The sequence below is a fragment of the Paraburkholderia sp. RL17-347-BIC-D genome (assembly GCF_046027915.1).
Classification (GTDB): Bacteria; Pseudomonadota; Gammaproteobacteria; order Burkholderiales; family Burkholderiaceae; genus Paraburkholderia.
This window is the reverse complement of record NZ_JARESS010000023.1, coordinates 1-13,756: the sequence shown is the minus strand read 5'-3', so window position 1 is coordinate 13,756 and position 13,756 is coordinate 1. Positions and strand designations below refer to the sequence as shown.

The following is a 13,756-nucleotide window of genomic DNA, read 5'->3' as shown; positions in this document are numbered from 1 at the left end:
TTCGCGAATTGAAAGCCAGCTAATTCGCCTGCATACTGCGGCAAATCAATTAAACTCTTCTGCCATTTTTCTAGACAAAAATTGTAATTAGTACACCTGAAACTAATTTGCAAGCCATAGAGGGCTTTTCTTGGTAGTGAGATCGACCATCTAACCTTTTAGCAGGTCACCGCAACAAAAAAACCTACGATCTGCACTACTAAGGTGATTGCAGCAACGAAATAGCTCACAACTCTCTCCATTGTCTAGAGTCCCTATCCCGCGTCGGCTTCTTCGCAGTGACGTGAATCTCTTTCAATTCAGACAGCCCCGCGACCAGATCGAGGCGGCCGCATCTTCGCCGCATCCGATAGGTAGTGAGCTAGGCGATAGTCCTGAACATCGCAAAACCGCGGTCGATATGATCGGCCTGCGTTCCGACGTCGCCTGGCACGTTGCACTCGGACGTGACAGCGGACGTCACAACCATCTATCGTCTAGCTTTACGTGGCAACGGGCCAACCCGCTACACGCCCAGTTGCTGCGGCGCGAAAAAAACCCACGCCGAACGGCGGCACTTCCAAACAAGCGACACACTCCATAGTCCCGCCGCAGCCTCGGCATGTCCCCCGCACGCTGAACATCGGATCGGCGGCAATCCCTCCATCTCCTCGCCTGCCTGTCCCGGCGCGCGTCATTGAGATTCAGTTGAGCAAACTCAACCACCGCTCGGTATGCCGACTTAAGCGCCAATGCGTCACTCGAATTGCCAGAGCAAGTGCAAGACGCGGGGAGTTTGCAGATGCTATGGCAACGCCGGTGCTGGTGCCTTGAAGCCCGCGACGATAAACGGAACAAACTGTGCAAGTGAGGTGTTTACATCAAAGATGTCGCACAGACCTTCGGATAGCGTCCGAAGTCGCCCGGTCTGAAGCAAAAGGCTGGTATATGCGCCACTCATGAAGTACACCCGCCAGTAGATGACATCAGCCGGCAGATCCGGAAGCGCCTCGCTGAAACATTTCACAAACTCTTGCGTACTTTCATCAAACATCTCCTTGAACAAATCTGCGGAAACTTCCTCCGGCTCGGTATGCAACCGTGAATGCATAGCCAGGAATGCGGCGTTGCCCGGATTCTCCCGAGATTGAAAAAAAGGAGCCACAAACGTAGTCACAAGAGTTTCCAGCGACAGGGGCTTGCCGTGCTGCGCCTTCTGGGCTGCCTTTAAAAGATTAAAGCGCGCTTCCACGACGGGAGCGGCCCGCCGCTGGTATGCCGCCCGGAACAATTCGCGCTTCGAGCCAAAAAAATAATGCAACATGCCCAAGTTCACGCCAGCGAGAGTAGCGACGGCCCGCGTCGAAGCACGCGAATAGCCTTGTTCTGCAAAGATAAGCTCCGCTGCATCGAGAATTTTCGATCGCGACGGGTGTTCGGAGGCCTTGCCCTCTGACTCCAAATTAGTTTCCATCAACATGCCCATTCAAGTTAGTCACTCGACTGACTGAACGATAGCAATGCTGATCGCGAATTGCAAGCCCGTTTCAAGTCGGTAATTACCCTTTGTTGCCAGCCGCGCCGCAACAGCGGGAGTCCGCGTGCCAGATCAACCGTGCGATATATATGACAATCGCGCCGTCGCGCGGCCGCTGCTAGCCTCGATTCAGCCCGTGTCGGGCCTGAATCGCGTGCGCCCATCCGCCGTGACCTGCAGATGGCCACGCACGCGAAAGGCTGCAGTGTTTCGCAGTGGGCCAGCGAGCCGCCCAGCTTCGGTCCGGTAACGTAGTTGGGTAGCGAGCGAATTCAATCTCGATGGAGGATAAGGGAGCGACAGTAGCTCGCCCTTAGATTGAAGGGAGCGTTACCTATACCCGACGTTCGCTAATGGTTTAGGGCCGACGAAAACCGTCTCTTGCGAGAATTTCGACCTCAAACAACCGATCGCATCGTTCGACTTATCCATGTGCGATGGTCAGGGAGCCTGCAGGGGCAAATACGCTGCTCGTACGCTAATTGCAATGGGCAGCAGGTCAAACTGAGCATGAGGTCAAACTCGCACTCGCAGATCTCGAAATCGACCGTTCGCCACAGTGTGCTTCTTGTGTTTGGTGCGGTGCTGGGATCATATTCGACAGCATGTCTGTCGATTTGGCGGTTGCCTAGAACCCCGACAGTCAGTCCGAACAAATCAGGTTGGCATCGTCCTTCCATCGAGAAATATCACGAAGCGGAGGAGCACCGAACAGGCGGCCATATTCGCGACTAAACTGCGACGGACTTTCATAGCCGACCCGATGGGCCGCCGTGGCGGCATCCACGCGCTCCGTAAGCATAAGTCTGCGAGCTTCGTGCAGGCGCAATCGCTTGTGATACTGCAGCGGGCTCATCCCAGTCATAACCCGAAAATGGTGATTGAAAGTCGAAAGTGCCATCGGAACCTGTGCGGCCAGCTCCCCTACTTTCAGCGGCTGTGCGTAGTTGTCTTTCAGCCACCCAATCGTCTTGCCGATGTGATGACAGTGGCTTCCGACATAACTCATTTGCCTCAGTCGCTGACCCTGTTCGCCAATAAGCAGGCGATAGAGGATTTCCCGTGTAATTAACGGGGCAAGCACAGGGATGTTCTCCGGTTCATCCAATAGCCCGACAAGCCGGCACAGCGCATTCAACAACGCCAGCGAAATGTCGCTCACTGCCATACCAGCCTCCGGCGAACTGCCGGAGTCGTTCGGCAATTTGGTATCGACCAACATCTGCGCGATGTCGCCAGGCTCAAGCGTCAGCATAATCGAGAGATACGGCCGGTCTACGCTCGCGTCGATGATCTGGGCAACAGTGGGCAAGTCGACAGCAGTTACCAGATAGCGATCAGCGTCGCAAATGTATGTGCGTTCGCCCAAAGTTATGCGCTTGAGTCCTTGCGCGATCACTGCCATGCCCGGTGGATACATGCCGCTGCGCGGCGCCGTTGGCGCAATCCGTCGATACAGCGTGAGGCCTTTGATCAAGGTCGGAAAATTTCCGGCTACAGGTGCCCAACGGGCAATGAGCATCGAGAGATCTGCCTGTGCAGAGGCGAACCTCGTCGCAGTCTCCGATTCCGCAATGGCCTCTTTCTTCATCGCTTGAGCACCGCCATGTAAAACCGGCAGCTTACTCCTATTGGGTGATTTGGCTTACAGCGATTTTCATTGAAATTCAGCGGAATAGGCAAGAAATCGATTTGATCTGTCTACCAGCTTCGTGACGGCGACTAACAAACTAAGTGCAGCGCAGGACCTTTGGCAACGCGCCTGAGGAAAACATCGGCGCCTCTGGAAAACTGGGGATCCGACAGCTCAAATCGCTGAGAAGCAAGGAGAAAACGTCATGTCAGGAATTAAGGACAAAGTCATAGTAGTAACGGGTGCGAGCAGTGGAATTGGTCAAGCGACTGCGATTCTGCTTGCCGAGCGTGGTGCGAAGGTCGTGCTGGGCGCGCGCGGAACGGAGCGACTTGAGGCTCTGGCCGCCCGCATCGGTGATGCGGGCGGCGAAGCCGCTTATGCACGCACGGACGTGAGGCAGCGCGACGACCTTTCCGATCTAGTCAAGTTGGCGTGTGAGAGATACGGCAAGCTTGACGTGCTGGTCAATAATGCCGGAGTTGGGCCGATCTCTCCCCTCGACGACCTGCGGGTAGACGAGTGGGAAGAAATGATTGACGTCAACGTCAAGGGCGTTCTGTACGGCATTGCTGCAGCGCTGCCTGTTTTTCGGAAACAGGGCTTCGGCCAATTTGTCAACATCGCGTCAACGGCTGGGCTCAAGACGTTCCCGGACATGTCGGTTTACTCTGGCACTAAGTTCGCAGTACGTGCCATTTCTGAGGGTCTACGTCAAGAAGCCGGCGATAAACTGCGCGTGACGATCGTCTCGCCCGGTTTTGTTAGAACGGAGTTCCTGGGAACTGTGACAAACCAACAGGTAAAAGCCAAGCTCACCGAATCCATGGACAAGTTCGCGATGTCGCCAGATGCGATCGCCCGTGCGATTGCGTTTGCGATCGAGCAGCCTGCCGACGTTGATGTGGGCGAGATCGTTGTCCGCCCCACTGCACAAGCGTAAGTTATTTTACTTGACTGATTGATTCAGCAATAACTGAGACCAGCTATGAGCCTCATTTCTTTGTCCACCACTGCCCATGACAGGCGGATGTGAGCGAGCATCTAATTTTAATGCTTCTGCTAACAGTGGCGGATACAGCAAAGGGGCTCGTGTTGGTCGAATAAACAGCGTCCTTTCAGCGTATTGGGATAACAACGTCGCCGCTGCCTGACGGATTGTGTTGAGAGCCCTATCTCGCGCTCATATTCAAGCCCAAACCTGAAAAACATTTTTGAATTTGATTGAGCATCTCATTTTTAGACTATTGAAAGACACATCCGCAGTCTTTACGAGTGCCCAAGGTTCGCTACGTATTGACACAGAAGATTTGCAGCAAGCATTTGATGACTTCGGCGCCCCTTTGTTGCAGCACTGTCGTGTTTGAGGGCAAGAGCGGAGGCGCACGCCTACCTTCTTTTTCATCAATGCATGCGCGAGGAGCGAATTTATAGTGGCCGAACTACCCCGTTCAAGGCGGTCAAGGGGCGGATCTGCAATTCGTCAAGCGAGTGTTCTGAGTTAGCGAATTGACAAACCGGCCCGTAGCCGAAATTTCGGCTTCTCGAGTACAACAAGGCGAAGCTTAACCGACAGGAACGCGGTTGAAGGAAAAGCGGATGAACGCAGAAAATTCTTTACGCTTGCAGATTGAAAAGTGGCTGACACCGACGATGGCGACGAGAGTTCAGGTAACCCGATTCAGTCGCACCTGTCCCAACCGAAGGCGTTATGTACGGGTTGAAGCACTTCGACCAGAAGGCCCGGTTGCGATCTTCTTCTTTCAGCACGATGACGGTACATGGCGCGTTTTCCCACCAGAGACCAAGCGCCCAACGTTACATGCATATGCAGTTGCCGGCTGACTGCAAAATCTGAGGCCTGAATAGCAGCGAAAACGCCCAACAAACTTTCAGAGGATCACTTGGATGGACGAGTCGAAATGCGAAACGCTCGCGTACTTGCGGGAACTAGAAAGGTGGGCGTGCGCCTGGTATGACGAAGCGGTCAAAGCAGGGGCGATTGGCGCGTCTTATTGTCCAGACACCGCGACGCTGGACCGTCTGCGCGGCTATTTCAAGGCTGGGCTGTCGCCCACAGAGGCAGCTCTCGCGTGCTTCGGCAGCAGGCACTAAAGCAACATCGGTCATCGTCCAATCTGTAGCGGTGGCCATAGCAAAGGCAAGCCCATGGATGATTCGACGAAAGTCTAACTCGCGATACAGGTCTATCGGTGAACCTTCATCTCACCGTTGATTCGTTTCAGGACGATCGTCGATTTGCGGAGATCCGCCTCCTCCCGGCCTACAACAGGTGTAGCGGACGTAAAGAACATGTCTTAACTTTAATGTAAAGCGTTGTTCATTGCTGTAGCGCCGTGCGTCACCGCAAGGAGCGACCCCACCATTAGGGCGATCATTCAAATGGAATCCCCACATCTTCTGCATTTTTCCGGAAGCGATGTTCCGCTCCTGCCTTCCATTGCGAGCTTCGGAGACTTGACACTTTCAAGTGTATTTCAACCGATCTTCAACTTGTCGCACAGTTGCCCGATCGGGTACGAGGCGTTGCTTCGGGCACACGATCCGGATGGCAACGATGTCCCGCCGATGGCGGTACTGAATCGTTCTTTTTCGCGGGGATGTTGGAATAATCTTGAGCGCGGTGTCCAGTTGCTACATACATCCAACTTCACTCGAATGGCGAATGCCCGGGACATGCTATTTCTTAATACTCAGCCAGACGGGTTCATTGCCTCAGACGCCTATCGCCGCCTAGTAGAAGGAACCTTGAAGCGTCTACAGCTATCACCTGATCGCATTGTCCTTGAAGTGCTCGAGACGCCGAATGGAAATATGCGGCAACTGGTCGAGGGCATCGCCTTATTTCGAAGTCAGGGGTTCTTGATAGCACTAGATGACTTCGGAGAGGGGCATTCCAACATAGACCGGGTATGGCAACTACAGCCCGATATTGTCAAGCTCGATCGTCGTGTAATAGAACAGGCTGCCCGGAATCCACGCTTTGCCCCCTTACTTCGGCGATTGGTGTCGCTGCTCCACGAAACCGGTGCCGCAGTGCTAGTCGAGGGCGTGGAGACGCAGCAGGAGGCGCTGCTTGCAATGGAATGTGGTGCGGATTTCGTGCAAGGTTTTTACTTCGCACACCCGGCCATGAATAGAGTCGATGAAGTCTCCTGTCGCGTGATTATGAACTCCCTGCACGAGTTGTTTCGATCCCGCACCGAGAAGTGTGCACAGGAGCACGTCTAGCTGCTGTCGGTCCACACTAGCGCGCTGCAACAAGGCCGGCGACAAATTTGACGCCAACTCCGCTTCTCGTGTGAACTGACGTGAGCATACTACGTCTTGAGGTGGAGACGATCGAAAATTGCGACTCACATATACGTCCACGCCGGCGAAGTCCACGCGAAGAGTAATCATGTGACCGCGCCTCACAAAGAGGTCGCCGTGTCACACTTGATTTTCTGACCCATACGAACAAACAGTGCCTGATGATGCGAGGAGAAACGCGCGCGCGGAGACCGGCGACGTTTGAACTCCTGGGCGATTGCCTGAAATTGAGCACTCTCGGGCATTAGATTTGAATCGTCCACTTTATATGTCTACGTCGACACCGCATTTTTCAGCTATTCGCCATAGAGGAAAAACCGGGGGCGCGCCGGGACGTTTCTCATCAAAAAAAGCCCGCCATAAAGGCGGGCAAAACTCGCTTCACTTAGATTCTAATTGACACTAATGTCGCCGGTTGCCATCGCTCACCCGCTCAGCCCGAATGCATACTTAGGCCAACCATCTCGCGTGGCTGTGCTCCCATTCGACGATTGGTTCTCGCGGTCAACACTCTTACATTACGACATTTCGAAGAAGTGCGGACCGCACGCGTTGGCTGCTTTGCGGCGCACCTTGTGCGTTTTTCATACAACAGCTTCACCGTGGAGGACCACGTCAAGACCTTCCTGCTCCTGTTCTTCCGTTACGCGGATGCCCATCACCGTGTCGATCACCTTCAGCAAGACGAAGCTAACAACGCCGCTGTAGATCAGCGTCGTCAGCACGCCCTTGGCTTGCAGGATCACGCTGCCGTCCGCGCCGCCGATGTCCTTGACCGCGAATACACCAGTCAGCAGCGCACCCACGATACCGCCGATGCAGTGCACGCCGAACGCGTCGAGCGAATCGTCGTAACCGAGCTTGTGCTTGAGCCACGTTGCCGACCAGAAACAGACCACGCCAGCTGCGATACCGATCACCAGTGACCCGGTCGTACCGACGAAGCCCGAAGCCGGCGTGATCGCCACCAGACCCGCCACTGCGCCCGACACGATACCGAGCACCGACGGCTTACCCTTGGCAACCCATTCAGCGAACATCCATGCGAGTGCTGCTGCGGCGGTTGCCACTTGCGTGGCGAACATCGCGAAACCGGCACGGCCGTCAGCCGCCACTGCCGAGCCCGCGTTGAAGCCGAACCAGCCCACCCACAGCATGGACGCGCCGATCAGCGTGAGGGTCAGGTTGTGCGGCGCCATTGCTTCCTTGCCGTAGCCGACACGCTTGCCGAGTACCAGACAGCAGACCAGACCCGCGACACCGGCGTTGATGTGCACCACCGTGCCGCCCGCGAAGTCGAGGATGCCGGCGCTAGCCAGCCAGCCGGTCGGTTCCCAGACCATGTGAGCGATTGGCGAGTAGACGATGATCGACCACAGCGTCATGAACACCAGCATCGCCGAGAACTTCATACGGTCAGCAAAAGCACCCGTGATCAGCGCTGGCGTGATGATCGCGAACGTCATCTGATAGACGAAGTAGACCGTTTCCGGGATCGTCGGTGCGAGGTGGCTGACGGTCAGCGTCGTGGCCTTGTCGCCCTTGATGTAGTTCATGCCCGACATGAAGACGCGCGAGAAGCCACCGATGAACGAACCGCCCGGCGTGAAGGCCAGGCTGTAGCCCACCACTGTCCAGACGATCGTCACCACGCAAGTGATCGCGAAGCTTTGCATCAGCGTAGCGAGCACGTTCTTCTTGCGGACCATACCGCCGTAGAACAATGCCAGCCCCGGGATCGTCATGAACAGCACGAGCGCGGTGGAAGTCAGCATCCAGGCGGTGTCGCCCGAATTGACCTTCGACGAATCGACCGAGAACGGTGCGGTCGGGGCAGTTGGTGCAGCGGATGCATCAGCGGCCGCCGCCGAAGCCGTAGCGGTAGCGAGTGCTGCTGAACCGCCAGGCGCCGTGGCACTCGCTGTCGCATCAGAAGCAGCGACCGAGGTCGCCGTCGGGGCAGAAGCGTCGTCCGCGACGGCGGCACCGACGCCGCCCGCGAGTAGCGAACTGGCCATCAACAATGACATCAATAATTTTCGCATCTTCATTTCCTCTTATCTCTATAAACGTCGCTATCTCTTGGTGTTACAGAGCGTCCGAGTCGGTTTCGCCGGTACGGATCCGAATCACTTGTTCAATCGCCGCGACAGAAATCTTGCCGTCGCCGACCTTTCCGGTGCGTGCCGCGCGCCCCAACGCCTCAATCGCCTGGTCGACGATGTCGTCCGAGACAGCGGCCTCGATTTTCACCTTCGGTAGAAATTCAACAACATATTCAGCGCCTCGATACAGCTCCGTGTGGCCCTTCTGGCGACCAAATCCCTTGACTTCCGTCACGGTGATGCCTGAGACGCTTATCTCCGATAAGGCTTCGCGTGCATCATCGAGTTTGAACGGCTTGATGATTGCGGTAATAAGTTTCATGGACTCCTCAGTTAGTGCATACACAACGCAGAATCCATCATCGGATCTGCGCTCCTTTTCTTCCCGGGGGCAATCAAGAGCAACTGCCATGCCAGGCGGATCGCGTTCGATGGAAGAGGAGTTAGCAATAAGTCGTGGCGAGGCAATGGACCATCCGCACATCTGCGGCAAGCCCTGCACATACGCGTAGAGCATCCGACTCAATACGCTGGTTAGGCGGATGCAATCCTAGAACATTCAAGGCGATGGTGTCTCATTGAACATTCATCTCGCAGTACATAATGGTGTCTGAAACGGTGCGCCCGCACCGCAACTAACCATAGCGAGAACACGATGACCTAAGAAGGGGCGTTTGTTACAACAGAATCTTTGCAATCACCTTTCGTATCGAGTTATTTGAACTGTAACTTCGACTAACGAGGATTCGAAGCACGTCGACTTCGTCATCACTGACGCGACTGCACGCATAGTAAAAAGATGATGACGGTCGCTTTAACGTTGCCGATTCGAGGCACCTGTTTCAGTCGGATCCCTATTGCAAGTTCGTGCGCGTTGAAGCATCACGTCTGGCAGGTGCAGTTGCACTTTTTTTCTTCCAGAACGATCATCGAACGTTCCACGCGTCCCAGCTTGGGGGAACAACGACTAGCAATAGATGCGTGCGCAAACGTGGCATGTCAGACATGGGACAGGAGCTAATAGCGGCGACTTTGTCTAAAGAACTACGAGGAGATCAGCACGTCGTGCATGGTCCGAAATGCAAGCCACTCCGAAATTCAAGCGACCTTCAATCAATGCATTGGTTGACGCAGTCAACAGTTGACCGGTGCGGCAGGGCTGGTCAAGATTTGCGACGAATGACTGTGCGCAAAAGTCGCACACTCTCCCTAACCGAAGATCGGTTTCACTCTCTTGGCGCCCCATCGAAGAGAAGCGCGCCACGATTTTTTAGCGAGTAACAAATTGGGACCTCCAGATCTCCTGCAGTTTTTCGAAAATGACGAGACGTTCCAGCCATCCTTCGCCCGACTCGGTGATTTGACGCTTTCAAGCGCGTTCCAACCGATTTTCAGCTTTTCACACCATCGTCCGATCGGATACGAGGCTCTGCTCCGAGCATGCGATTCAGCTTGCGACGAAGTTGAGCCTCTGAAGGTACTGAACCGTCCAACCGAACGGGGATATTGGAAAAATCTCGACCGCGGCGTTCAATTGTTACACGCGTCTAACTTTGCACGAATCGGAAATTCACAGCAACGGCTCTTTCTCAATGCACATCCAGACAGTTTCATCGTCTCGGGTGCCTATCGCCGTCTCATCGCAGACACCTTGTCCCGCTTACAATTGACGCCCGACCGTATTGTTCTCGAAGTTCTTGAAACGCCGGACGGGAATCTCGAACGACTGATCGAAGGCACCGCTTCATTTCGGAAGCAGGGATTTCTGATAGCGCTCGACGACTTTGGTGCAGGTCATTCGAACATCGATCGGGTCTGGCAGCTTCAGCCCGATATAGTCAAACTGGATCGCAGTGTCATCGCGCAGGCAGCTCGGGAACCTCGCATTGCACGAATGTTGCCGCGCCTAGTGTCACTATTACATGAAACCGGCGCATTGGTTCTGGTCGAAGGCGTCGAAACACAATCTGAAGCGCTTCTCTCGATGGAATGCGATGCGGATCTCGTGCAAGGATTCTACTTTGCACGCCCTGCTCCGGGGCAAGTAGATGAGGAGTCGTGCCGGGCAGTCATGGACTCGATATCCGAAATGTTCCGCGCCCGCGTCGAACTGAATGCACGCACGAAAAACAGACTTCTATCGGCCTACACTGTCGCTCTGCAGACAGCAGCGGAAAGGTTTTGCGAGGGCATCGATTTTCCTCATGCTTCCGATGACCTCCTTCGCCTCGAGGGCGCGGCCCGCTGCTTCTTGCTAGACGCTCAAGGCTTTCAGGTCGGAGACGACATCAAGGCACCCCAGCCTTACATTTCGGCGCAGAATCTGTCTCGATCTACGCACGAAGCATCGGGATCTTGTTGGGACAGGCGCCAATACTTTCGCAACGCCATCGGTGAACCTGGAACGGTGCAGATTACCGAACCCTATCTTTCTATCAACGGGGCACACCTTTGCGTCACGTTTTCAATCGCGATCTCTGCTAAAGGATCAATGTGGGTTCTGTGCGCGGATACTGACTGGCAACACATCGCGGGCCGCTACGACCTGGGCAATGCGGTTAGCTGGAATCGGTGATAAGGAGGTCAGCCCGCCGAAGCAAAAAATTTCTCACCGCCCCCGCCATCGACATTCTATTCGGCATGGCGCGAGCTCATACGCGAAATTTCCGACCGTTTATCCTAGGCAGGATACAACGACGCGATCAACCTCAGCTAGTCCGAGACATATCCGCGATCAACACTACGTCGATAGGCCCGATCCTTGCATTCCTGGATCGACATGTAACCATCTATCGAGGCACGACTAATGTCGAACCCACAAGAAATCGTTGAACTAACACATCGCGTTAAAAAACTCGCGACGGTAAAAATATCTGACATTAACGACATCAACAGAGAGACCACGTTTCTGGCACTCAACGCGTTGATTGAAGCGGCGCGCGCCGGCGATGCTGGTAAGGGTTTCGCCGTCGTAGCGAATCAGGTCAAGCACGTCTCAACTCGAATCTCTGACATCACAACAGTACTCAACAAGGAACTCGCAGGTTCCTTGTCAACGCTAACGGAACTGGCCGACGACATGATCGAGCGTCTACGCTCGCACGAGGGGCAACGATGCACCGATCTTGCGCTGAATATGATCGATATCATCGACCGAAACTTGTACGAGCGATCGTGCGACGTCCGTTGGTGGGCGACAGATTCGGCGGTGGTCGACTGCCTTGCAAATCGAAATGCTGCGGCCCAGGAATATGCTTCTCGCCGATTGTCAGTAATCCTGGATAGCTATACAGTTTATCTAGATCTCTGGATTGTAGACGCTGGAGGCACCGTGATAGCCAACGGTCGAGCCGGTACCTATCCGGTCATTGGCAAAAATGTCGCTAATGCCAAGTGGTTTGTGGATGCCATGAAGACCGCGTCCGGATCGGAGTTCGTAGCTGCGGACGTGGAAGCGCTCCCGCAGCTAGGTAACGCACACGTAGCTACCTATGCCACGGCGATCCGTGAACAGGGGACAGTCGACGGTCGACCATTGGGCGCCCTCATCATCTTTTTCGACTGGGCACCACAAGCCTCCGCAGTTGTACGTGGAGTGCGCCTTAGTGACGATGAGTGGGCACGGAGCTGCTGCATGATCGTGGACTCGACGTTTCGCATTATCGCAAGTTCCGATGCAAAGGCAATCTTCAACGAACCATTCCGACTCACAACCGAGGGAAAGCTTCGCGGCTTTTATCGGCTATCGGACGGTCGAACAGTCTCCTTCGCTGCGACACCCGGATATGAAAGCTACCGCGGACTAGGCTGGTACGGTGTCGTGATACAGACGCCGACTACCTGACGCTTTCTGTCGCATCATTGTTAAGATGCTCAGGCCGGTGGGCAAAATAGATGCTTGAAACACCGGAAGTTGTTTTCAATTGGCGCTGGCGTGGTTGATCGGGATTGCGCCTTAGCCTCCCCGACCTCGCCCTTTGGCCATCACGTCAAGCGCCGCAAGGCCGGGGACTCTTTCTGCAAGACAGTGACGCTTTCGACCATATGCCAGCCTGTTGCCCAACCCAAGGACGAGCGGAACGATTTCCACACTGTTCAATCGGATCAAACTTTACGCCAATGGCTAGGAATCCGTTTGCCACTCAGGTGTCGAACGCGAGCGACATGCAACGGGCTTTCTGGGTAGTTTCTCCTTGCCCAGGCAATCGCTTCTGCGTGTGTATCGCAAGTCGCGAGTGGCACACTGGTGTGTGCCGGCTCGACGGTGAATCCTGAAGCTTTTTCGTTGATGAACAGACTAGTACTCATATCACATGCCTCCAGGCTTGCTGGCAAACGGCCAGTACTTTGCGTCGCACACTAAAAGCGCGACGCGGACTCATCGATTGGCTTTGACGTTTTCAGAAATTTTCCCGCGACAGCTGTTGATTGCATGGTTACCGAGGAAGAAATTTTTCGAGCCAGTCATTTACATCCTTTGGCCCGATTCCCGCATAGGGACGCTTCAGATTGATGACGTATAGATTGTCATTTCCGTCAAGATAAGGTTTGAGTCGGTCGAAGACGGATTGTGCAGTTGCGTCCGTCGAGATGGCATAACAGGATTCTGAAAGGCGAGCCCAGCTATAGGTTTTTATTGTCTTCAGGACATCTGCATAGTCTTTTCCTGGCTTTCGTAGGTCATAAGTGATTTGTAGCACCGCCATCCTATCCTCCATGTGATTTGTGTGAATGACGAATCATAAGAACAACATTCTTTTCGCCGACTCAGGATAAATTTCCTCTAACGACTTCTCGAGAACCGGCGGTGCCGACGCAGGGCAACTACCGCTGCGTCGATTGAACCGTGCCGACAAAACTCCGTGTTTAGTGCGCCATTTGACTGTGCCTGATTGCGTTCTTTGTCACGCGGATGTCTCGACGATTAATAAGCCATCCGTAAAACAACCCGGAAGCGACTGCCCGTCCTTGGTCGAGCACGCCTCTGAATCAGCGGGCATAGTGCTTCATCTTTGAATTGGCACGTAGTTTCGGTGACACAAGGTCTTGTTGTTGTCGTCCACGAATACCAGGTCCGGCTTCCAGCCGGCATTCAGTTCCGCTTCATCCACCATCGCGAACGCCGCGATGATCACCAGATCGCCCAGCTGCGCGCGCCGCGCGGCCGAA

At 54.6% G+C, this 13,756-nt stretch carries 10 protein-coding genes; 4 read left to right on the top strand and 6 right to left on the bottom strand.

All coding sequences use genetic code 11. The features are described 5' to 3' along the window. Positions 1 to 784: 784 nt before the first annotated feature. Complete coding sequence (locus tag P0D96_RS27220; protein WP_408316442.1) at positions 785 to 1,459, bottom strand: TetR/AcrR family transcriptional regulator; 675 nt, start codon at positions 1,457 to 1,459, stop codon at positions 785 to 787. Between the two features lie 700 nt (positions 1,460 to 2,159). Continuing rightward, entirely contained in the window at positions 2,160 to 3,107 is a 948-nt protein-coding gene (locus tag P0D96_RS27215; RefSeq protein WP_408316441.1) for an AraC family transcriptional regulator, read from the bottom strand. A 247-nt stretch (positions 3,108 to 3,354) separates the two neighbouring features. Between P0D96_RS27215 and P0D96_RS27210 the strand changes: the two genes are divergently transcribed. Both P0D96_RS27210 and P0D96_RS27205 read left to right on the top strand, forming a co-directional pair. Then, positions 3,355 to 4,092, top strand: coding sequence for an SDR family oxidoreductase (locus P0D96_RS27210; RefSeq protein WP_408316440.1), 738 nt, complete (start codon positions 3,355 to 3,357; stop codon positions 4,090 to 4,092). 1,460 nt (positions 4,093 to 5,552) lie between these two features. Continuing rightward, a complete protein-coding gene (locus P0D96_RS27205) occupies positions 5,553 to 6,401 on the top strand; it encodes an EAL domain-containing protein (protein ID WP_408316438.1) in 849 nt (282 codons plus the stop codon). Positions 6,402 to 7,066: 665 nt separating this feature from the next. On the opposite strand, the gene P0D96_RS27200 is transcribed toward P0D96_RS27205, so the two are convergent. After that, complete coding sequence (locus tag P0D96_RS27200; RefSeq protein ID WP_408316436.1) at positions 7,067 to 8,527, bottom strand: ammonium transporter; 1,461 nt, start codon at positions 8,525 to 8,527, stop codon at positions 7,067 to 7,069. A 43-nt stretch (positions 8,528 to 8,570) separates the two neighbouring features. Next, positions 8,571 to 8,909, bottom strand: coding sequence for a P-II family nitrogen regulator (locus P0D96_RS27195; RefSeq protein WP_408316434.1), 339 nt, complete (start codon positions 8,907 to 8,909; stop codon positions 8,571 to 8,573). A gap of 963 nt (positions 8,910 to 9,872) precedes the next feature. Here P0D96_RS27195 and P0D96_RS27190 point away from each other — a divergent pair. Further along, positions 9,873 to 11,162, top strand: a complete 1,290-nt coding sequence (locus P0D96_RS27190; RefSeq protein WP_408316432.1) for an EAL domain-containing protein — start codon at positions 9,873 to 9,875, stop codon at positions 11,160 to 11,162. Between the two features lie 231 nt (positions 11,163 to 11,393). Further along, complete coding sequence (locus P0D96_RS27185; RefSeq protein ID WP_408316430.1) at positions 11,394 to 12,431, top strand: methyl-accepting chemotaxis protein; 1,038 nt, start codon at positions 11,394 to 11,396, stop codon at positions 12,429 to 12,431. Positions 12,432 to 13,023: 592 nt separating this feature from the next. Here the strand turns inward: P0D96_RS27185 and P0D96_RS27180 are convergent. Beyond that, a complete protein-coding gene (locus P0D96_RS27180) occupies positions 13,024 to 13,293 on the bottom strand; it encodes a hypothetical protein (protein ID WP_408316427.1) in 270 nt (89 codons plus the stop codon). 300 nt (positions 13,294 to 13,593) lie between these two features. Further along, positions 13,594 to 13,756: aspartate 1-decarboxylase (locus tag P0D96_RS27175; RefSeq protein ID WP_408316631.1), on the bottom strand; the 163-nt coding region annotated here is incomplete at its 5' end.

Excerpts from the sequence above, each read along its gene's own strand:
- P0D96_RS27200 (WP_408316436.1), bottom strand. The coding sequence starts at position 8,527 with ATGCGAAAATTATTGATGTCATTGTTGATGGCCAGTTCGCTACTCGCG.
- P0D96_RS27210 (WP_408316440.1), top strand. The coding sequence starts at position 3,355 with ATGTCAGGAATTAAGGACAAAGTCATAGTAGTAACGGGTGCGAGCAGT.
- P0D96_RS27220 (WP_408316442.1), bottom strand. The coding sequence starts at position 1,459 with ATGTTGATGGAAACTAATTTGGAGTCAGAGGGCAAGGCCTCCGAACAC.
- P0D96_RS27185 (WP_408316430.1), top strand. The coding sequence starts at position 11,394 with ATGTCGAACCCACAAGAAATCGTTGAACTAACACATCGCGTTAAAAAA.
- P0D96_RS27195 (WP_408316434.1), bottom strand. The coding sequence starts at position 8,909 with ATGAAACTTATTACCGCAATCATCAAGCCGTTCAAACTCGATGATGCA.
- P0D96_RS27215 (WP_408316441.1), bottom strand. The coding sequence starts at position 3,107 with ATGAAGAAAGAGGCCATTGCGGAATCGGAGACTGCGACGAGGTTCGCC.
- P0D96_RS27205 (WP_408316438.1), top strand. The coding sequence starts at position 5,553 with ATGGAATCCCCACATCTTCTGCATTTTTCCGGAAGCGATGTTCCGCTC.
- P0D96_RS27180 (WP_408316427.1), bottom strand. The coding sequence starts at position 13,293 with ATGGCGGTGCTACAAATCACTTATGACCTACGAAAGCCAGGAAAAGAC.